Source organism: Chondromyces apiculatus DSM 436 (genome assembly GCF_000601485.1).
GTDB classification, from domain to species: domain Bacteria; phylum Myxococcota_A; class Polyangia; order Polyangiales; family Polyangiaceae; genus Chondromyces; species Chondromyces apiculatus.
The window spans coordinates 91632-112107 of record NZ_ASRX01000040.1 but is presented as its reverse complement, the minus strand read 5'-3'; the positions used below and the strand labels follow the sequence as shown (position 1 = coordinate 112107).

The following is a 20476-nucleotide window of genomic DNA, read 5'->3' as shown; positions in this document are numbered from 1 at the left end:
TGAGGAGGGGTGTTCGCGACGCTTGGAGGTGAGCGCCGTGGGTCAGCGCTGTGGATCAGCGCCTTGGGTCAGCGCCGTGGATCAGCGCCGTGGATCAGCGCCGTGGATCAGCGCCTTGGGTCAGCGCTTCACTTCAGGAGCTTCATCACCGCGCCGTCGCGCGATGGGGTGCCAGGCTCGGGGTCGGAGGAGCCCACGTTGAGCCAGTAGATGGCGTCACTGGTGACCGCGATGGTGCCCGGGCGGTTCTGGTCGCGGGCGAGGATCTCGGGTGCGCCGCCGTCTTTGGGGGCGCGCATCACCGTCCTGTCACCGCGGTTCGTCCAGTAGACGTGCTCGCCGTCGACGGCGACGCCGGTCGGCAGCGTTTGCCCCTCGGCGATCACCTCGGGGGCTCCGAAGCCATCGCCGTCGAAGCGGACGCGGGTGATGGTGCCTCCGTCGATGTTGGCCCAGTAGACGGCCCTGCTCCCGGAGTCGCCGACGTCGAGCGCGATGGCGTGCGGGGTGTTCTGCGCGGTGTCCACGAGCTGCGCGGGTTCGCCGCGGCGCTGGCAGGCGACGGCGCCGTTCCCGTCGCCGAGCATGCCCTGGTAGATCCAGCAGGCGACGTCCTCGGCTGCGGCGAGGCGGTACGGGAACTCGCCGAGCGGTTCGCTCCCGGTGAGCAGGACAGGCTCGCCCTGCGCGGTGATGCGGTCGTCAGCCAGCGTCGTCGCGATCTCGAGCACCTGGTTGCCCCACAGCTCGGCCCAGAGGAGCGAGCCGCTCCGGCGCGCGATGCCCTGGGGGAAGCGGCGCCCCTGCAGGACCGGGGTCACGAGCGGCTGCGTGAGCGAGGCCGCGAGGAGCGCGCCGCCATCTGCCTGAGCGCTGCCGGTGGTGAAGAACACGAGGCCGGCGGCGTCGTCGACGGCGAGGTCGGCGGGGGCGATGAGGTCCTTGGCGATCGCCTGGGGTTCGCCCCCGGTCAGGGGGACGCCCTTGATCGCGCCGTCACCCGCGGAGGCGCCGGCTGCGTCGAGCGTGCCCGCCTCGATCCAGTAGACCCCACGCTCGGTGACCACCATCGTCACGGGGTGCACCAGCCCGAGGGCGATGGGCAGCGGCTGGGCGCCGCTCGGCTGCGTGTAGTTGGTGCCCGAGGCTGCCCAGGGGCCGCAGGTGGGCCGGTCGGTGGCCTTCTGGCGGCAGGCACCGCTGCCCGCGGGCGCGATGGTCACGCCGAGCAGCGTGCCCTCCGCGGCGCGCGCGCACACGGTGGGCGGGAGCCGGATGCGTCCCTCCTCGACGGTCCTCCAGCCGGCGTCGCTGGCGGCGTCGAGCGGGACGAAGCAGCCCCGCGCGCCGCAGATGCCGCCGCCCTGGGTCATGAGGGCGACGTTCATCTCCGAGAGGCCCGGAGGAGCGGTGGCTTCGCACGACGCAGGGTCGATCGCGAACCTGGAGAGGTCGAGCGCGGCGCTCACGCCCGCGTCGAAGCACCCCAGGGTGTCGAAGCAGGCGCCGTCGCCGTTGCCAGTACCGCCCCCGAAGACCTCGGCAGGCACGTAGTCGGGCAGATCGGCGGAGGGGACCTCGGCGTCCACGCAGGACCCTGCCACGCAGGTCTTGCCCTCCTCGCAGTTGCTCTTGACGGTCAGCGCGCCGGCCTCGTCGCGCTCGGCGTGCGCCATGCCGTAGCAGAGGAAGTGGATGGGCACGTGCATCATCGCCGTCCGGTTCTCGGGGACGGTGGTGACCACCTCGCGGAGCACCTTCACGCCCTCGTCGCCGCCCAGGGTGCCGATCACCTGGAGCTGCAGCGCCTGGCTCGGGTCATCGGGCGTCAGGAATCCGAGCGTCGCCGGGAGCTTGATGCTCCCCTCCTCGCCGAGCCGCTCGTAGGTGTCCTCGAAGATGACCTGCCCTTCGAGGGTCACGAGGAGCTTGATCGCGCTGATGTCCTTGGGGAGCGACATGTCCGTCTGGAAGACGAACAGCACCTGCCCCTTGGAGCTCGAGCACGATGTCGCGCCCGCCGTCACACCCAGCGCGAGCATCGCCGCTGCCACGTACCACCGCGCTCGCTTCATGTTGCCTCCGCAACCAGCAGCGTACTCCCTCTTCCAAGACACATCCCTGAAATTACGTGGTCCATCTCACGACACCACGGCGTATAATCGTCATCTTCCGCGGAGATTCATTCTCCACCCCGGTCGGTATCGTGGGCGGTAGGATGTATGACAGACGACGGAAGGAGTCGCGGTGCAGAACGGTTCCGTTGGCCGACGCAGGGGGATCTTCGCGGCGCTCGGCGCTGCGCTGACGCTCACCGCATGCCTCACGGCCGCTCCGGGCGTGGCGCTGGCGCAGCAGTGTGACTCCGCGGTCGAGATCGTGCTCACCGACGCCCTTGGCTACGCGTGGGACGTGACCGCGCGGGGCAGCATCTCGAACGGGTCGGGCGATTCGTACGACGGCGGCATGGTGCTGCTGGTCGACGGAACCTACGTCGGGGCGTCGACAGGCACGCTGGAGCTCGCAGACCGTCAGAGCGTTCACGGGCCGCAGGCGATGGGCGGCCTCATGGTCACGCGCAAGGTGTACGTGCCCCCGGATCATGCCTGGGCGCGCTTCCTGGAGATCGTGCACAACCCCACGGGGGCGCCGATCTCCGCTTCGGTCCGGGTCGATACGAACGTCGGCTCCGATGGCTCGACCACCATCACCCAGAGCTTCACGGGCGACACGCAGTTCACCATCGAGGATCGCTGGGTCGCCACCGATGACGTCGATGCTGGCAGTGATCCAAGCCTCCACCACACCTACTTCGGTCCTGGGGCTGCGGTCACCCCCCAGGCGGTCTCGATGACGGTCGGCGATTGCGCTGGGACGCAGGGTCCCTCGGTGACGTTCACGGTGCCCGTGCCAGCCGGGGCGACGCGGATCATCATGCATTTCGCCGGGCAGCGGGGAACCCAGGCGGAGGCACACGCGAGCGCTGCAGAGCTCGACACGCTCCCTCCGCAGGCGCTGGAGGGCATGACGCCCGAAGAGGTGGCGTCGATCGTCAACTGGTTCACCAACGTGGGCCAGCCCTGCGCGTCGACGGCCGACTGTCTGGGCGGCGTGTGCACCGATGGGGTCTGCTGCAACGCGCCGTGCGACGGGGACTGCGAGGCATGCGCGATGGCCATGGGGGCGAGCGCCGACGGGATCTGCTCACCCGTGACGGGGCCCGCCTGCGACGACGGGGACGCGTGCTCGCAGGTGGACACCTGCCAGGCCGGGGTGTGCATGGGCGCCGATCCCGTGGTCTGTCAGCCGAGCGTGTGCCTGGAGGCGGGGAGCTGCGATCCGGGGACAGGGCTCTGCGGCGCTGGACCGATCGCGCCAGACGGGACGTCGTGCGGTCCGAGCAGCGTGTGCGTCGAGGGCGCGTGCCTGCTGGAGGTGGGCGCGGTGTGCGCCGCGGCAGGAGAGTGCGCGACGGGCGCATGCGTGGATGGTGTGTGCTGCGACAGCGCGTGCGACACGCTCTGCACGGCGTGCTCGGCGGCCCTGAAGGGCGGTGGCCCCGACGGGGTGTGCGGCCCCGTGCAGGCAGGCAGCGATCCGGGAGCGGAGTGCGCCGTCGAGGCGTCGACGTGCGGGAACACGGGCGCGTGCGACGGGGCAGGGGCCTGCCAGAAGCAAGGCGCGGGGACGGCGTGCGGGCCCGCCTCGTGCAGCGGCGGCGCGCTGGAGAACGCGGATATCTGCGACGGGAACGGGGCGTGCGTGGACGGAGGGTCGCAGAGCTGCGGGCTGTACACGTGCGCGAACGCGGCGTGCCTGGGGAGCTGCGCGACGACCACCCAGTGCGCCACCACGGCTTCCTGCATCAGCGGCGCGTGCGTGCTCGATCAGGACGGCGATGGCGTCGCCGACGGCATCGACAACTGCCCCGCGGTGGCGAACTCCACCCAGGTGGACACCGACGGAGACGGCGCAGGCGATGCGTGCGATCCCGACGACGACAATGACGGGGTCGTCGACGGGCAGGACAACTGTCCGACGATCGCGAACACCGGTCAGGGTGACAGCAACGGCGACGGGGTCGGAGACGAGTGCGACTGTCAGAGCCCCCCGAAGCCCGATGGCGCAGCGTGCGAGGATGGCAACCCCTGCACGCTGGACGATACGTGCCAGGCTGGCGCTTGCGTGGGCGGTCCGTCGTTCTCCTGCCCCGACGTGTCGGTGTGCGTCGCGGCGGCGTGCGACCCTCAGAGCGGAGCCTGCGCCCCGTTCCCGAAGTCGCAGGAGACGCCCTGCGAGAAGGACGGCGTGCCCGGGGTGTGCGTGGCCGGGGGCTGCCTGTCCGAGGTGCCCACGAGCGGTGAGGGCGGCGGCACCGCGACGGGCGGTGGTGGCAGCGGTGAAGGAGGGGAGGGGGGCGACGGGGGAAACAGCACCGGCGTCGGAGGGGCGAGTGGACAGGGCGCGGGCTCATCGTCGGGAGAACCGCCGGTCAGCAGCGTCCCGACGCTGCACGGAAATGGCTGCGGCTGCAGCACGGTCGGCGCAGCGTCCGGGGGTGGGCGCGTGGGCTGGTTGGCGCTCGGGTTGCTGCTCGCGGCGCGGCGTCGCCGTGACGGTGGGCGGAGGACGCGGCGGTGGTGAGCTAGAGGAGCGCAGGGGCCAGCAGGCCCCTGGTTCAGGGGACGCCGTGCTAGCGGCGGCGCGCGGAGTAGAGTTTGCGTTCGTTGTTGACGTCTTCTGCGGCGAAGTAGAGGGAGCAGAAGTCCGGCGACAGGGAGGGCGTGCGCACGTTGGAGGTGTCCGGGTGGCCCTCGATGGTGAGTTCGCGGGCATTGCCGTTCACGGTGCCGTTCGTGTTGAGCGAGACGTAGAAGCCCCGCACGAGCGAGGCGGTGCTGCACTGGGGGTTGGCCTGGAACAGGAGGTGGGTGCCGCTCGGGGTGACCCAGGGAGCCAGGTCCATGCCGCCGGTGATGGTCAGGGTGCAGGTGCCCGGCAGGACGATGTTGGCGAGCGGGGTAGGGGTGGTCTCTTCCGCGGTCTGGGTGACGAACCTGAGATCACTGACGGCGCCGACGGTGCGCATGTACCAGTAGCGGGGCGGGGCGGCGGCGTAAGCGAGGGCGACCGAGTAGGAGTCGGAGCCGCCCGCGTTGAGGTTTGGGACCTCGATGCGCGCGGTCGAGGGTGTGCCAGCCATGACCTTGCGGCGCGTGTTGATGGTGGCGGTGAAGAAGATGGGCTCGCTCATCGCCACGTTGGGGATGGTGACATTGGCGGGGATCCGCAGGGGCGAGGCTTCGGCGGTCGCGGAGTTGACGTTGGTGCCGGGGATGAAGGTGCCCTGACCCCAGGAGGTGCCGCTGCGGGTGGCGATGGCAATGTCGGTGCTGGCGCCCGGGTTGATGGAGGTGAAGAGGAGCTCTTCGACGCCGCCGGGTGCGATGCGCACGCGGGGGGCGGCAGGGGTCTGGCCGGGGGCCTGCAGGTCGAGCGGGACAGGGTTGCCGAAGGTGAGGACGCCGAGGGTGCTGCACGAGACGCAGGTGTAAGAACCGGCGGAGCAGTACTGGCCGGCGCTGCACGCGGTGGGGTCGTCGAGATCGCAGTTGGTGGACGTGCTGCCGCCGGTGCCACCGATGCCGCCCGTGCCGCCGATGCCGCCCGTGCCGGGGCCTGCGCCACCGCCTCCCTGGTTCATGCCTCCGGCGCCCCCGCCGCCGCCGCTCGTGGTGGTGGGGGAGACGGTGCTCGTGGTGCCGCCGTCCGTGTCGTCGGTGAACGAGGTGAACGGCTTGCCGCAGGCGAACACGCAGGTCGCCGTCAGCGCCGCAAGCCCCGCGACAAGGCCAGGGGTTCGGTGAAAGCTCATGATGGCTGATTGTAGTCCGTGTCTTCGAGAAGGATCACGTTCGTCTTCGATCGGGTCTCACCCACGCTGGTGACGTATACCGCCGGTTTGTCCTGTACCGGGCAGACCTTTTCGCAGGCCCCGCAGCCGATGCACAGGGAGGGGTCGACGTGGGGCCGCTGGACCTTGATGCGTACGAGGTGGTCCTCGTGGGCCTGGGTCGGGGGCTCTGCCAGTACCGGCGGCTCCGGCGGTTTCGGCGGCTCTGGCAGCGCCGGGGCGGGCTGGGGAGGCTGGCCGGCGAGGGCGGGGTCGGGCGGTTGGGGGGGTCGGGCGGCGTGGCCATCGGGTGAGGGGAGGGCGGGGGCCGCTGCGGCCGGGGCGGTGGGGACGCGCTTGGGGACCTCGACCTCTTCCACCCAGATGGCCTTGGGCGACGTGGGGCAGAACTCCTCGCACACGATGCAGGGGACGCTCATGGACCAGGGCAGGCACCGGCCGATGTCGTAGAAGGCGGTGCCGATGGAGATGGGCTTCTGGCCGATGCCCATCTTCTGCTCCTCGGTGATCTTCTGGATGGCGCCCGTGGGACAGACGTCGCCGCAGAGCACGCAGGAGTGCTCGCAGTAGCCGATGCGGGGGATGAGGATCGGGGTCCAGACGCCCTCGACGCCCGCCTCGAAGAACGCGGGGTGCAGGGCGTTGTTGGGGCAGACCTTCATGCACTCGGCGCAGCGGATGCAGCGTTCGAGGAACTCGCGCTCCTCGACGGCGCCCGGGGGACGGATGACGACGGGGCTGTAGTTGGCGTCGATGACGTCGGCGATCCGGGCGACGGGGATGAGGGCGGCGCCCGCGGCGGCCGTGGCGATGGCGGTGCGCCGACCGGTGTCGGGTTTGACGAGGGCGCTCTTCCTGTTCGGCAGGAAGCGGAACTTGATGACGTCCTCGGGGCAGGCGTTCTCGCAGTTCAGGCACATGTGGCACTCGTCCTGGCGCCACTTGACGCCGCCCTGGGGGGAGTCGGCCCCCTGGCAGTGGACGAGGCAGAGGTTGCAGTCCGTGCACTTCGCATGGTCCTTCTCCATGCCGAAGAGCGCGTAACGCGCGAACACGCCGAGGAAGGCGCCGAGGGGGCAGAGCACGCGGCACCAGAACCGCGGGATGAAGCGGTTCATGAACAGCACCGCGACGAGGAGCGCCCCGATGAGCCAGGTCTGGTGGAAGTAGAACTGCCTGGTCTGCCACACGCTGGCCGCGAGGAAGTCCTGCGCGTGGTCGGAGGCGAACTGGACCTGGCGGATGCCCGTGGCGGTGGCGGCGGTGGTGACGAAGCCGGCGATGTACTGGGCGGCAGGGATCACCGCGAGGCCGATGGCGCGCACGGCGATGCAGATGGGGTCGAAGAGGCCGCCGATCACGCTGCCCGCGAGGCTGGCCGCGAGGAAGGCGTACATCAGGTAGTACTTGACCCGTTGCCGGACCGGGTGGGTCTTGTTGGCCTCGACGCGCTTGCTTCCCTTGCCGTAGCGCGAGGGGAAGACCCAGGCGGAGAGGTGGTGGAGGGTGCCGAAAGGACAGATCCAGCCGCAGAAGACGCGCCCGAAGACGAGGGTGAGCGCGAGGATGCCGAGGGACCAGAGGAGGCCCCGGTAGACGGTGTGGGTGGAGAGGAGGGTCATCGCGCCGACGAAGGGGTCGGCGAGGAGAAAGCCTTCGACGGGGAGGGGGAGACGGACGCGCGCCTCCGCGGAGGCGAACGAGCCGCGGAAGCCGGTCTGGAAGAGGAGGTAGCAGAACAGGGCGAGGCAGCCGGCCTGCACGAGGCGCCGCACCCAGACGAGGACCTGGATGGTCTTGCGCGCCGGGAGGCCCGAGCCAGGACGCTTCTTCGTGAGGCGCGCCTTGGCGAGCCAGGCCCTCAGGGAGGAGGGGTGAGGGGGTGTGGCCTTCGGGGGTGGAGATCTGTAGGGCAAGGGCTTCGCGGGCGCGGGCTTCGCCGACAGGGTCGTCGCGGGCGTGCTCGGGGACACCATGCTCATACCTCGGCGAGGCGGAGGTTCTGCCAGTGCATGGTGCCGAGGCCGCGCTGATGGGCCATGTGGATGTAGGGGATCTCGTCGGCTTTGCGGCCGATGAGCTGGCAGCCGTAGGCGTCGGCGGCCACCTGGTCGGTCGTGGCGATGACCGTGTGCATGTCCCTCGCGTCCGCCACGTTGCCGCCTTGCGGGCCGTTGCGCAGGAGGACGCGCACCGCGTCGACGACGGTGAGGGTGGGCTGGAGGAAGGTGGCCAGGTCGGCGATGGAGGTGTCGATGTTCTGGTGCAGGCGGTTGCGCCTTCCTCCGAGCAAGCCGTACCAGTTCTTCATCGCCCCCGTGTACCGCGAGAGGTTGTGGTGCTTGGCGATGGGGACGTTGATCACCTTGTCGGCGTTGACGAGGGGCGTGTACACGGGCCAGTCGTCGAGGACCTCGCCCTTGAGGCGCATCTGGCGGAAGCGGTGGGCGCTCGGGAGGATGACGTCGGCGCCGACGTCGTAGGCGGCTTTCCAGATGCCCGAGCGCTGGAAGCAGCGGTTCGGTTCGTTGCAGGAGGCGTCGGTGACGATGACGCGCTTGGCGCCAGCGTCGTACGCGAGCCTCACCACCTCGGCGACGACCCTGGGGTTGGTGTTGGCAGCGTGGATGGGGGTGCGGTCCCAGCCGATGTTGGGTTTGACGACCACGATGTCGCCGCGCGAGATGAACCGCTGCATGCCGCCGAGGGCACCGACAGCCTTGCGCACGAGGTCTGCGGGGTCGCTCGCGAGGAGGCGAGGGTTCGCGGGATCGCCGCTGGGGGTGCCTCTGGCCACCACGAGCTGCGGGAGCTCGGGCGGGGCGTCGCGCTTGCGGTAGTCCCGGACCTGGGGGCCGTCGAGGGAGAGGCTCGCGGCTCCTCCCTGGTCCCAGCGCGCGCGGGCGAGGACCGCGGCGCTGCCGAGGACGAGGCCCGCCGCACCGAGGCGGCGCAGGATGTCTCGTCGGGAGAGGGCATCCATGACGTCTCCATGGTTAGCCTCGCAGCCGTGCGACAACAAGGCGCCGTTCCAGGGAGATTCCGTTCAGATCGTTCGCCGCTGGTGTGTGCTCGGCGTGCGGTTGGCGTGCGGCTGACGTGCGCTCGGCATGCGCTCGAGGTCAGGGGAGCGCGAGGGGATTGGGATCCTTGGGCAGGGTGTTCGATGGAGGTTCCGAGGGGGATGGCTCGGGGGGAGGCAGAGGAGGGGCAGGGCTCGCGGTGGTTTGAGGTGTGGTCGTCGTGCCAGTCGAGGGGAGGGACGCGGGAGAGACGCCCGTGGATGAGGGAGAGGGCGGCTGGTTGCGCTCTCGTTCGGCCGTCAGGGTTGCGCGCTCGGCATCGCAGGTTTTCTTCTCTTCCGTGAGGGTGGCGAGCTGGGTCGCGCGCTCCTCGGCGAGGGTGCGCGCCGTGTCCCTCTCGGCGACGAGCGCCGCGCGCTCCTGTTCCCAGGCGTCGCTCTGGCGATCCTGCTCTGCCGCGGCCGCCGTCGCCGCCTCCTCGGCCTCGTCCTCGCAAGCCTTGAGGCGGGTGGCGTGGAGGTTCTGGAGGTTCTGGATCTCGCGGAGCTGCTCGGCTGCCGTGCTGCTGCCGCTTCGCTCGAACGCGAGCATGGTCTGCTTGTGCTCTTGCCGGTCTTGCTCCCGCGCGCGCTGACAATCGGCGCCTCGCTGCTCGGCGATGCGGTGCGAGGCGACGCAGGTGTCGAGCTTGCTGAACGACTCCTGTCCGAGCCTCGTCGCGCGCTCCAGCTCGCCGGCGACGCGCAGGGTCTCGCGCTTGGAGAAGACGAGGAGGGCAGCCGCGGCGCCGATGAGAAGGAGGGCTCCAGCGGCGATGCGGAGCCGGGTGAGCGAGGTGCGTTGCCGCGCGAGGCGCGCTTCCTCCTTGCGTGCCGCTTCACGCTCGGGCTCCAGGAGGACCTCGAGTTCGTCGGCCATCTGGGACATGGAGGGACGCTGCGCGGAGTCGAGGGCAAGCCAGCGGCGGAACGCCTCTTCGAGCTGCTCGCGCGGGCGGCCGGTGAGATCGGGGAGGGAGCGCTCGGCGAGGGGCTTCTCGGCGCGGGTCTTCAGGGCCTCTTCGAGCTGGGGGCGGCTCCGGGCCTCCTCTCCGGGGAAGAAGGCGGGGCCCACCAGCGCGGTGAGCAGGGTGGCCGCGAGGCAGTACGTGTCCATCTTCTCGTCGAGCGTGACCGCGCCGGGGTAGGCGTTCAGGGCGTGGAGCTGCTCGGGAGAGGCGTAGAGGGCGGTGCCGGCGCAGAAGGTGGCCTCGCGCTCGGCGGCGACGCCGAGGTCGAGCAGCACGGGGTGGACCCTGCCGCTGAAGCGGGCGAGGAAGAGGTTGTCGGGCTTGACGTCCTGGTGGCGCAGGCCCGCGGCGTGCAGCGCTTCGAGGCCGCGCGCCACGGGCAGGAAGACCTCGTAAGCCTCACGCATGCCGAGCGGGCCACGCTTGAGCCGCTGTTCGAGGGTCTCGCCGTCGTACACGGACATGGTGAGCCACACGTAGTCGGCCGTCATGCCGTGGTCCTTGAGCTGCACCACGTTGGGGTGGCCCACGGTCGCGAGCATCACCAGCTCGCGCTCCACGTTGCGGCTGGCGTAGTGCGAGCGGGGCAGGAGCTTGAGCGCCACCTGATGCTCGGGGACGTCGATCCGCTGGGCGACGTAGACCTTGCCGAACATGCCCTGGCCGAGCAGGCGGATGAGCCGGTAGAGGCCGCCGACGAGGTGCCCCGACTCGGGGAGCACGGAAGGGCCGCGGGCAGAGGAGGAGGTGGGGCCGGAGCCCGAGCCCGAGCCGGAGCCCGAGGACTTCAGGGAGACGGTGGGATGCTCGATCCGGGCCGTCCCGCTCTCCACCTCGGACGCTTGCACCGTGTGGGCGAAGGCCTGAACCGTGGTGGTGCGGAAGGTCGAGTCCAGCGTCATACCAGGCGAGGCCGTTGGAAGGCGTGCAGTGCGCGGCGCGCGGGTGATGCCCACCCCGGGATCGGGGGGTGAGCGGGGGAGGCGGGACGGGCCACTGGCGGCGCGTGGCCAGCCTGCCCGACCAGCCTACCTGGAAGGGAGCGCGGCGGAGAAAGAACCCGCGAAAGTGACGGCGGGGCTGCGGTTTCTCACGTTCATGCCTGGTTCTTCAGGCTGCGATCTGCAATGAACGGGATGGCATGCCGAACGGGAGCGCTGGGCCGTTGGTGAGCAGGTCGGGGGACGCCGTACGACGCGCCCCCGTGCTAGCGTGAGAGCCTGATCCCAATTTCTTCCGAGGTGGGTCTGTGGACAGGGAGGCGATCCAGGAACGACGTGCACGAGAGCGCGTCGGTACCGTCCTCCGAGACAAGTGGACGCTCGAGCGGCTGATCGGGATCGGAGGGATGGCGTCGGTGTACGCCGCGCGGCACCGCAACGGAAAGCTGGGCGCCGTCAAGCTGCTCCACCTGGAGCTGGCGCACGACCAGGAATGGCGTGAGCGCTTCCTGCGCGAGGGGTACACGGCGAACACCATCAGTCACCCCGGGGTGGTGGCGGTGCTCGACGACGACGTGACCGACGAAGGGTCTGTCTTCCTGGTCATGGACCTGCTCGAAGGCGAGACGGCAGACGCGCGCATGGGCCGTGAGCCGACGAAGGTGCTGGACCCCGGCGAGGTGGTCCGGGTGGCGCTGGGTGTCCTCGACGTGCTCGTTGCGGCGCACGTAAAAGGGATCGTTCACCGCGATATCAAGCCCGAGAATGTGTTTCTGACCCGGGACGGGCAGGTGAAGGTGCTCGACTTCGGCATCGCTCGGCTGCGCGAGATGCCCGCGGGTACCAGCTCGGTCACGCGCACGGGAGCGACGATGGGCACGCCCGCGTACATGCCGCCGGAGCAGGCCCTCGGACACAATCACGAGATCGATGCCCGCACCGATCTCTGGGCGGTGGGCGCGACGATGTTCAGCCTGCTCACGGGGCGCTTCGTGCACGAGGCGGACACCGCGAACAAGCTGCTCCTCGCGGCGATGACCCGTGCGGCTCCGCCGGTCCTCACGCACCGTCCGGACGTCTCCGCAGGCCTCGCAGCCATCGTGGATCAGGCGCTGGCCTTCGAGCGAAAGGACAGGTTTCAGAGCGCGGAGGAGATGCGCGAAGCGCTGCGCACGCTCCTCGCATCCGGAGAAGGGGCGCTCTTCGGGCCGTCCGACGGCGGAGCCGCGGGGAAGCAAGCCGTGCGGATCACGGTGCCAGTTACCTCCCGCTTGCCGGCATCGGCGCTGGGTCGCACGGCGACTTTCAACGCGACGACGGCCGTGCAGGAGCCGGTGGATGTCCGGCAACTGCGCCCTGGGCCGTCTGTGCGTGCAGGCGTTGCGCTGGTCGGGACTGTGGTGGCGGGGATCGCGCTCGTCGCGATGTTGCGGGGGCGCTCTGCTCCGGACGGGGAACCGGCGTCGGCGGACACCGTCACCACCCAGCCCGCGGCCGCATCGCTGGGGGGGCCCGCTCCCGCGCCGTCTGCGTCGTCCTCTGTGTCGTCGTGGGTCGCCCCGCCCACCCCTGTGCCAGGTGAGCCCACGCCCGTCATGGGTGAGCCGTCTCCGTCCGCCGCGACGCACGCTCCGGTGGCGTCCTCCTCGCCTCCGGTCGGATCGGTGGGAGGATCCCCTGCGGGGTCGGTGAGGAGCACGCCCAGCACGGCGCGGACCTCGACCGGGAAGCCCCCGGTGACGTCGGCTGCCAAGAAGCAGCAGGATCTGATGAACAAGTGGTGAGGCGTTGATGCGTGCTTCGAACCGTGCCGTGCTGTGGGCCGCCACGGCCGCCGTCGTGTCGCTGGTGCGGATGCCTGTCGCGCTGGCAGAGGAGAGCACCGAGGCCGCCGCGCAGCGCCTCTTTCTCGAAGGGCGCAGCGCGACCGAGCGTGGAGATCGGGCGACGGCGTGCGCAAAGTTCGCGGAGAGCCTCAAGCTGCTGCGCCGTGCCGGGACGCTCATGAACCTTGCCCAGTGCGAGGAGGACGCAGGGCGGCTCAGTGGCGCCCTGGACTACTGGAACCAGAGCGTGGCGCTGCTCGAAGCGACCGATGACCGGATGGCGCTTGCCAAGCAGCGGAGGGCAGCCCTCGAGGCGCGCGTCCCTCGCCTGGCGATCCGGCTCCAGGCGGGGACGCCGGCAGAGAACGAGGTCCGCGTGGACGGGACCCCGCTCGCCGCCGGGGAGATCGGGGTTTCGCGGTGGATGGAGCCCGGTAAGCACGAGGTGGTCTTCACGGTGGAGGGACATCCGGAGCAGCGGCTGTCGGTGGTGCTCGCGGAGGGGGAGAGCAGGGAAGTGCTGCTGCAGGTGGGCGGCGTCGCCGATCCGCAGCACTGGCGGGGAGCCGACGGCGCATCCAGGGCGGCGCCGTCGGGCACGGGCGGGGCGGGTGAGACGGGCGGACGACGCACGCTGGGGTTCGTGATCGGCGGGGTCGGGCTCGCCGGTGCCGTGGCCGCAGGCGTCACGGGGGGCCTGATCATGGGGCGCGATGGAGACATCGAGGCGGCGTGCGCGGGCGGGTGCACGCCCGCGGGGCGAGAGCTGATCGAGGGCTCGAACACGCTCCTCGTCATGAACGGGATCTCCTGGGGGGTCGCCGCCGTGGGGCTCGGGGTGGGCGGGTGGCTCGTGCTGACGGGGGGCAAGGACAGCGCCACGACGACGGCGGTCCAGGTGCTCCCGCTGCCTGGCGGTGCTGCGCTGGCGCTGAAGGGGTCGTTCTGATGCGCGCCGCAGCTCTCCCGGGCGTCGTGGCGCTCATGCTCGCGGGTGGGTGCGCCGTCGTCTATGGCTACGGTGACTACGAGGATCGGCAGCCTGGAGGGGAGGGGACGTGCACCTCGGCAGAGAGCTGCCCGCCGTCGACCGAGTGCGGTCAGTGGCGCTGTGAGGCCGGGAGTTGCCAGGTCGACGGGGCCGCCAGCGCGGGCATCCGTGTCGCCGCGCAGGTGGTCGGAGACTGCAAACGACTGCAGTGCGACGGGGCGGGGCGGGCCGTCGCCATCCCGGATCTGGACGACCTGCCGGAAGATGGCGAGGAGTGTACGAAGGACTCCTGCACGTTCAGCGGGCCGGTCCATGAGCCGCTGGAAGACGGCAAGACGTGCGGCGCGATGGGTCCACTCGCGTGCGAGGGCGGTGTCTGCAAGGGGTGCTCCAGCTCTCTCCAGTGCGGGTCCACGTTCTGCGTGCTCAGGACCTGCAGGATGGCGACTGGCGAGTGTCTCGTCACTCCCGTCGCCGAAGGAACCTCGTGCAGCCCGGAGGGGACGGCATCGTGCGAGGGCGATGCGATCTACGAGGGAAGACAGTGTGACGGCGCGGGGGCCTGTCGACGGGTCGTCAAGCAGTCGTGCTTTCCTCATGCATGCGCGGGCAACGTCTGCGGCGATGGCTGCAGCGGCCACGGAGACTGTGCTGCGGGGGCCTCCTGTGTCGACGAGGCGTGTGTGGATTGCGTGTCCTGCGGCGAGTGGGCGGCCATCTTGCTGAGCGGAGGCACCGCGGCGCCGACGTGCCCGGGAAGCGACAAGAAGGCGGAGGCGCTGAACAAGTGCATCTGCGAGAAGTGCAGCGAGGCCTGCGCGGTCCTCTGTGGCTCCGGTGGGTCGGATGATCCGGAGGCCTGTGGCGCGTGCGTCGACACTCAGTGCTCCGGCGAGCAGAACGGATGCGCCACGGACGTGGGCCACTGACGCCGCAGAGACGGGCGTGAGTGGCGCGAGGATGCAGGCGAGCGATGCCTTGGCGGCAACCGTGGCCTTCTGCTCGTGCATTTCCTGCACTGCGACCGCCTCGGAGGAGAGCCAGTCGCGGCTCCGGTGAGCGCGGAAGTCGTTCACGGGGGCCGGCCGCGACCATGGTTATTTCCCTATGCATCTGCGCTTCCGGGCCCTCCTCGCATCGACCTCGGAAAGTTGCCCTGGTCCGCTCTCTGCTTGCATGGTCGCGCAGGGCTCGTTGCAGGCGGGCTCCTGGAGTCGTCCGGAGGAGTGATGTGGACCTATCTCTCTCGCCTTGAGCGGTGCCTGACTCTCGTGGGGCTCTCGGCCCTGCTGGGAGGATGTGCATCGCTGGGAGGAGGTGCCCTCCCCGAGATGGGCCGCGCGCGGACAGCACTGCGGGCCGCGGAGGAAGCAGGGGCCTCGGCAGAGCCTGCCGCACAGATGTACGTGGCGCTCGCGCAGGAGCACCTGGAGCGCGCCAGCGGGCGGCTCGCTGTCGGGGATCGTGCAGGCGCCGTGGGGCTGGCACGGCGGGCGGAACTCGACGCCGAGGTCGCCTTGCTCGCAGCCCGGGAAACAGGGCTGCGGGACGCGGTGCACCGCACCCTCGATGACACCGGTCAGATCTCGGACGAGGCCGCAAAGATCAACGAGGTTGCGCGGAGGAGGGCAGGGCGATGAGAGGCGTGCTTGTCGCAGTGATGCTGGTCGTGGGGCTCACGGGGTGCGCAGGTCAGGCGCAGACGGGTAGCCGTCAGGATCACGCCGTGGCGCGCGCAAGGGCGGCGATGGACGAGGCCTGGGCGGAGCCGTATGCGTCGAGCGCTCCGGGAGCGTTTGCAGCCGCGAGTCAGGCCCTCGAAGTCGCCGAGAGCCTGGCTCGCACCCAGCCGGGAAGTCAGGCCGCGGCCGACGCGATCTACATCGCCGAGCGGATGGCGGAGCGTGCGCGGCTCGAAGCCCGGTGCGCTGCGGCGCGGGAGGCGCTCGACGCCGCGCGGGTGCAGCACGCGCAGGCTGCGCGATCCCTGGAGGAAGCGCAGTCCAGGTTGCCACGGGCGATCGGTGCGCTAGACATTCCTGGAGACGGGGCGCCCGCATCGGCCACTGTGCCGGGGGAATCGCATGTGCCGGGCTGGAGAACGGGAACCGCCTGGCCGACGGACGTGAAGGAGAGAGCCACGGTCGCGGATCTGCCGGAAGAAGACTGACAATCTCCACCGAGGCGCCAGGTTTTGATCCAGGATGCCGCGAAGGCGTCAAGGAGCGACGTCACTCAACAGCGAGGTGAGCGCGATGGCGGAAGCTACACAGCAGGTGATCCTGGTCCCCGTGGACTTCGAATCCGCATCCCTGAAGGCGATCCACAAGGCGAAGGAGCTGGGGGCAAGGACGGGGGCGGAGGTCGTGCTGCTCCACGTCTACCAGCTCCCGGTCTACACCTATCCTGGCCTCGAACCGACGCTGATGCCGGGATTCCACACGGAGGTTTCGGCCGCAGCATCTCGCGCGCTCGAGCAGCTCGCCTCCCAGTCGGGCGGCCTCCGGAGCTTGCTGCGCGAGGGAGACGCGGCGAACGAGATCATCGCTGCTGCGGAGGAGGTCAGGCCGGCGATGATCGTCATGGGGACCCATGGACGCAAAGGCGTGGCTCACCTGTTCCTCGGCAGTGTGGCCGAGAAGGTGATCCGCAAATCCGAGACGCCGGTGCTCACGGTGCGCTCGTCCGAGCCTTCTTCCTGAAGGTTCCCACCGGGGGGCGTCGGTCAGCTCCGAGCGCTCCCCCCCAGCGGCCTCTCATGCCCGAGATCTCCGCGCGTGACCTGCTGCTCCTGCCGAACCTGATCAGCTACACCCGGCTGCCGCTCGGTGCGCTGTTTCCTCTCGTCGCGGACCGGCCGCTGCCAGCGCTGGCCGTGCTGGCGCTCGCAGGCTTCACCGACATGCTGGACGGGTGGGTGGCGCGGGGTTCGAAGCACGCGACGGCGACGGGAGCGGTGATCGATCCGATCTGCGACAAGCTGTTCGCCATGGCCGTGGTGGTGACCCTGGTCGTGCAGGAGCGGATCCCGCTCTGGGGCATCGTGGCGCTGTGCACCCGGGAGGTGCTCCAGCTCCCCCTGGTGCTCTGGATAGGCCTCTCGCCACGGTTTCGTGGCGCGCGCTTCGCCATCGCTCGCGCGAACATTCCAGGCAAGGCGGCGACGGTCTTGCAGTTCGCTGCGGTGCTCGCGGCGATCGCGTGGCCGCCAGCGCTGACAGCCTCGCTCTGGGCCGCGGCGGTGGCCGGGGTGGGGTCTGGCGTGTCCTACTGGATCCGGCAGATCCGCCACGGTCGTGGCGCGACCGCCGGGTGACGGGGGCGCTGCCCGGGGCACAGCGGGGCTGAAGAGGTGTAAGGTGGCACGGAGGCGGGCGTTCTCCGGCGCGACACCCTCCCCAAGGACGCATGCGCACCCTTCTTTTCGCCCAGACATTGCTCCTTTGCATCGGGGGGCTCGGTTGCAGCGGTGGCTTTCACGAAGCCCGCGTGACAACCGCCAGCGCCCCCGCCCCATCTCCCTCCGCAGAGAGCGTCGGTGGGCCCGTCGCGATGGAGGCAGGTGATCTGGGGCGCTCCTGGTCGCTCCTTGATGAGGACGCCGGAGGGCGCGCCGAGATGCAGGAGCTCGCGAAGCAGGCGCCCCCTCCTCCGCCACCACCGGCGAGCGGTAAGGGCTCGGGCGGCAAGGGAGACGCACCGACGGCGCAGGCCGTTGCCGTACGCGCGCCGCTGCTCGTCTACACGGCGACGGTGATGATGTCGGTCTTCGAGGTGAAGGCGTCGCTGGATCGCGTCGAGGCGATCGGGCGCGATCTCGGAGGCTTCCTGGCGAAGCGTGATGATCAGACGATCACCCTCCGGGTACCGGTGGGGAGCTTCGACGAGGCCATGCGTCGGCTGGAGGATGCCGGGGACATGGTGCATCGGAACGTTCAGGTGGAGGACGTGACCGAAGAGTTCATCGACGCCGAGGTGCGGCTCCGCAACGCGCGTGCTGTCCGAGACCGCGTGGAGAAGCTGCTCGACAGGGCGGCGAAGGTGGAAGAGTCGCTGGTCCTGGAGACGGAACTCGGCCGCGTCTCCGCGGACATCGAGCGGCTGGAAGGGCGGCTGAAGCTCCTGCGCGACAAGGCGACGTTCTCCACGATCCGTGTGAGCTTTCAACCCCGTCCGCGGGAGAGCATCGATCCCTCGGGACCCAGGCTCCCCATCCCGTGGCTGAACCAGCTTGGTCTTTCGAGGCTGCTGTCCCTGTAGGTGAGGCGCTGCTCATGCTTCCTTCGAAGATCCTGATCTCTGTCTCGGTGCTCGCCGGAGCCGTGCTCGGCTGCGGTCTTCCGTACACCCCGGCGACGCCGCCCGGTTTCGTCTTGCTCGACGATCGCTACGAGAGTGACGAGGTCCGCGCCACCACGGCGGAGGGCGTGGTGCTCGGCGTACGCGCTCAGGACAACGATCCCAAGGGCGACCTCGCGTTCTGGGCCAAGGTCCTGGAGAACAGGATGCGCGACACGGGAGGCTATGCGCTCATCGAGAAGCGCAACGTGAAGTGCCGGAACGGGCTCTCGGGGGTTCAGCTTCGGTTCGGGCACGACGAGGGCCGGACACCGCACCTGTACTATCTGACGATCTTCGTGGACGACGACCACGTCTTCCTGCTCGAAGCAGGTGGGACGAAGGATGAGGTGACGCGTCAAGAAGCGCAGATCGACTGGTCGGTGAGGAACTTCCTGCCCGACTGAGGCAGCGGCGTGTCCGCATTTCTGCACGTGAAGCGGCGCGGCTTGCCCGCGCAAGCCCCCTTTGCTACCTGGCGAGCGTGCTTTTTCGCCTGTTGCGCTCGCCCCTGCTGGCCTCCGTGGCGCTCTGCGCGCTCATGGTGTTCACCCCCGAGGGAGCACAGGCTCATGGTGGGGACGAGCGCCCACTGACGCAGATCCCTCCTGCGCCACGCGGCACCGATGGGGCGAAGGCCGAGGACTTGCTCCGCGAGCTGGCTACCCGGCCTGCTGCAGCCCAGCGCGTCGTCGCGGAGCCCATCGAGCACGCGCGGCGCGCCCTCGCACGGGCGCACGGTGCCCGGGCAGCCGGTGATCAGACCCATGCTCATCAACTCCACGGGCTGGCGCTGGAGTGGGCGGAGACGGCGCGAGACCTCCTGCGCGCTGCCGAGGCGGAGAAGACGATGCAGGACGCTGCGCAGCAAGCGCGCGAGGTGACGACGAAGCTCGAACGGGCGCGCGTGCTCCTCGCGGAGACACAGGCACGGCTGGCGCGCGCCACCACGGAGCTTGAGCGCGTGGAGGCGGCTGCGCGTGAGGCATCGCAGGCGGCTGCCGCCAGCGAGGCGGCGCGGATCGAGGCGAGCCGGAAGGGCAACGCGAAGGCGGGGACCACGGGCAAGGCCGGGGGCCCGAAGGGAGCGACGAAGCAGGGAGCGGCCGGGAAGGAAACCAGCAAGCCGGCAGCGAAGGGAGGAGGACGATGAAGGCGCAGCTCTTCGGAGTGGCCTTCTCGGCGACGCTGCTCGCGGCATGCGCGCCCATTCCGCCCCCCTCGGTGCTGGGAGAGGTCGAGCAGGTGCGTCGCGGCGCTGCTGCACAGGATGCGAGGCGGTACGCGCCCACCGCGTTCGCACACGCGGAGAAGCTCCGGGTCGATGCGCGCAGGGCTCACGAGGAAGAGGACCCGGCCGGCGCTCAGATCCTCGGAGAGCAGGCCCTTGCGGCGTACACGCGGGCGCACGTGCTCTCACGGCTGGCACACGCCGATGAGGTGCAGGCCGATGCGCGTGAGACGCGCGCGACCTCGCAGGCGGAACTCGCGCGCGTCGAGGCCGATCAGGTGCGCGCCGCCGCAGAGCTCGACGCGGTCGAGATGAAGGTCAAGGTCGCGCGCGAAGCGCAGGCCGTCATGCCCTCGGGCAAGGCTGATCCCGAGCGAGAGAAGGCGCGCGTCGAGGCGGCGAAGTCCCTCGCACTGCAGGCACGCACGCTGTGCGCAGGCGCGCGTCTCCTGCTCGGGAATGCAGGGCCGGGCACGGAGCCCGCTGCAGGCGCAGGGGGGGCTGGACAAGCGGCTCTGGCAGCAGGGAGCCGCGGGGCAGGCACGCCTGCAGCACCGAGAGGAGGCCTTCCCGCCGCTGTCACCTCCGACCTCACCGCCCAGGTAGCTGAGGCGAGTGCTGCGGTGGACAAGCTCGATGCCGCGCTCATGGCGGCTGCAAGCGCCTCGCCCATCGACGAGGCCTCCCGCGTGCGCGCGCGCTGTCTCAAGGTGCTCACGGCGGTCCGGCAGGCCGGCATGCCTGTCGCCGCGGGGCCCGGTGGAGGGGACGTGCTCCTGAAGGAGATCGCGGCGGCGCCCGGGTGGGATCCCATCCGGGACGACCGGGGGGTGGTGGTGACGCTGCGAGGGCTCTTCGGCAAGGACGCTTCCCTGACGCCAGCGGGAGAGAAGCGGCTCCAGGAGCTGGCCCGCTTCGCGGTGTCGCACCCTGAATTTCCGCTGACAGCGGTCCTGCATGCTGACCGCGAGCCCTCCCCGAAGGAGCAGGCCACCTGGAAAGCGCGGGCTGATGCGCTGGTGCGCGTCCTCGGTGCCGCGCAGGTGCAGCACGTGGAGACGGTGCTCGCCGGCGCCCGCGTGCCCGTCGCCGATCCCACGGGCCCCACCCGCAGCCGCAACGCGCGGGTCGAGATCGTGTTCGTCAGCCCTCGCCTTTTTTGAACCGAGATGCTCCTGCGCGCAGGAACATCCCGCCACTCCG

17 protein-coding genes are annotated in these 20476 nt (G+C 70.3%); 12 read left to right on the top strand and 5 right to left on the bottom strand.

Translation table 11 applies throughout. From position 1 onward, the window contains the following. Positions 1-128 precede the first annotated feature (128 nt). Positions 129-2075 carry a hypothetical protein gene (locus CAP_RS24360; RefSeq protein ID WP_044245080.1) on the bottom strand — a complete coding sequence of 649 codons (1947 nt, stop codon included), beginning with the start codon at positions 2073-2075 and terminating at the stop codon, positions 129-131. A gap of 172 nt (positions 2076-2247) precedes the next feature. Here CAP_RS24360 and CAP_RS50860 point away from each other — a divergent pair, with 172 nt between their 5' ends. Then, entirely contained in the window at positions 2248-4644 is a 2397-nt protein-coding gene (locus CAP_RS50860) for a thrombospondin type 3 repeat-containing protein (RefSeq protein ID WP_052375817.1), read from the top strand. Positions 4645-4693: 49 nt separating this feature from the next. Here the strand turns inward: CAP_RS50860 and CAP_RS24350 are convergent, their stop codons facing one another. From CAP_RS24350 to CAP_RS24335, 4 genes are all read right to left on the bottom strand, one after another. Then, positions 4694-5875, bottom strand: coding sequence for a hypothetical protein (locus tag CAP_RS24350; RefSeq protein WP_044245079.1), 1182 nt, complete (start codon positions 5873-5875; stop codon positions 4694-4696). Continuing rightward, entirely contained in the window at positions 5872-7890 is a 2019-nt protein-coding gene (locus CAP_RS55095) for a 4Fe-4S binding protein (RefSeq protein ID WP_269324572.1), read from the bottom strand. The genes CAP_RS24350 and CAP_RS55095 overlap by 4 nt, the downstream gene beginning before the upstream one ends. Positions 7891-7892: 2 nt before the next feature. After that, positions 7893-8897, bottom strand: coding sequence for a DUF362 domain-containing protein (locus CAP_RS24340; protein WP_052375815.1), 1005 nt, complete (start codon positions 8895-8897; stop codon positions 7893-7895). Between the two features lie 139 nt (positions 8898-9036). Next, positions 9037-10848 carry a serine/threonine-protein kinase gene (locus tag CAP_RS24335; RefSeq protein ID WP_044245077.1) on the bottom strand — a complete coding sequence of 604 codons (1812 nt, stop codon included), beginning with the start codon at positions 10846-10848 and terminating at the stop codon, positions 9037-9039. A gap of 347 nt (positions 10849-11195) precedes the next feature. Here CAP_RS24335 and CAP_RS24330 point away from each other — a divergent pair, with 347 nt between their 5' ends. The 11 genes from CAP_RS24330 (at position 11196) to CAP_RS24280 (ending at position 20436) form a co-directional block, all read left to right on the top strand. Continuing rightward, positions 11196-12671, top strand: coding sequence for a serine/threonine-protein kinase (locus CAP_RS24330; RefSeq protein WP_044245072.1), 1476 nt, complete (start codon positions 11196-11198; stop codon positions 12669-12671). A gap of 7 nt (positions 12672-12678) precedes the next feature. After that, a complete protein-coding gene (locus tag CAP_RS24325) occupies positions 12679-13662 on the top strand; it encodes a hypothetical protein (protein WP_044245070.1) in 984 nt (327 codons plus the stop codon). Next, positions 13662-14633, top strand: a complete 972-nt coding sequence (locus CAP_RS24320; RefSeq protein ID WP_044245068.1) for a hypothetical protein — start codon at positions 13662-13664, stop codon at positions 14631-14633. The genes CAP_RS24325 and CAP_RS24320 overlap by 1 nt, the downstream gene beginning before the upstream one ends. Positions 14634-15035: 402 nt before the next feature. Next, positions 15036-15344: a DUF4398 domain-containing protein gene (locus CAP_RS47125; RefSeq protein ID WP_231511665.1), complete on the top strand. Its 309-nt coding sequence runs from the start codon at positions 15036-15038 to the stop codon at positions 15342-15344. Then, entirely contained in the window at positions 15341-15874 is a 534-nt protein-coding gene (locus tag CAP_RS50855; RefSeq protein WP_044245066.1) for a DUF4398 domain-containing protein, read from the top strand. The genes CAP_RS47125 and CAP_RS50855 overlap by 4 nt, the downstream gene beginning before the upstream one ends. An 85-nt stretch (positions 15875-15959) precedes the next feature. Further along, entirely contained in the window at positions 15960-16406 is a 447-nt protein-coding gene (locus tag CAP_RS24305; RefSeq protein WP_044245064.1) for a universal stress protein, read from the top strand. 56 nt (positions 16407-16462) lie between these two features. Next, positions 16463-17020: a CDP-alcohol phosphatidyltransferase family protein gene (locus CAP_RS24300; RefSeq protein ID WP_044245062.1), complete on the top strand. Its 558-nt coding sequence runs from the start codon at positions 16463-16465 to the stop codon at positions 17018-17020. Positions 17021-17193: 173 nt separating this feature from the next. Further along, on the top strand, positions 17194-17964 hold the full coding sequence (locus tag CAP_RS24295) for a DUF4349 domain-containing protein (RefSeq protein ID WP_231511664.1): 771 nt from the start codon (positions 17194-17196) through the stop codon (positions 17962-17964). A gap of 14 nt (positions 17965-17978) precedes the next feature. After that, positions 17979-18449, top strand: coding sequence for a hypothetical protein (locus CAP_RS24290; protein ID WP_044245060.1), 471 nt, complete (start codon positions 17979-17981; stop codon positions 18447-18449). A 77-nt stretch (positions 18450-18526) separates the two neighbouring features. Then, positions 18527-19195, top strand: a complete 669-nt coding sequence (locus CAP_RS24285; protein WP_156041100.1) for a hypothetical protein — start codon at positions 18527-18529, stop codon at positions 19193-19195. Then, a complete protein-coding gene (locus tag CAP_RS24280) occupies positions 19192-20436 on the top strand; it encodes an OmpA family protein (RefSeq protein ID WP_044245058.1) in 1245 nt (414 codons plus the stop codon). Before CAP_RS24285 ends, CAP_RS24280 begins: the two co-directional genes overlap by 4 nt. Positions 20437-20476 lie beyond the last annotated feature (40 nt).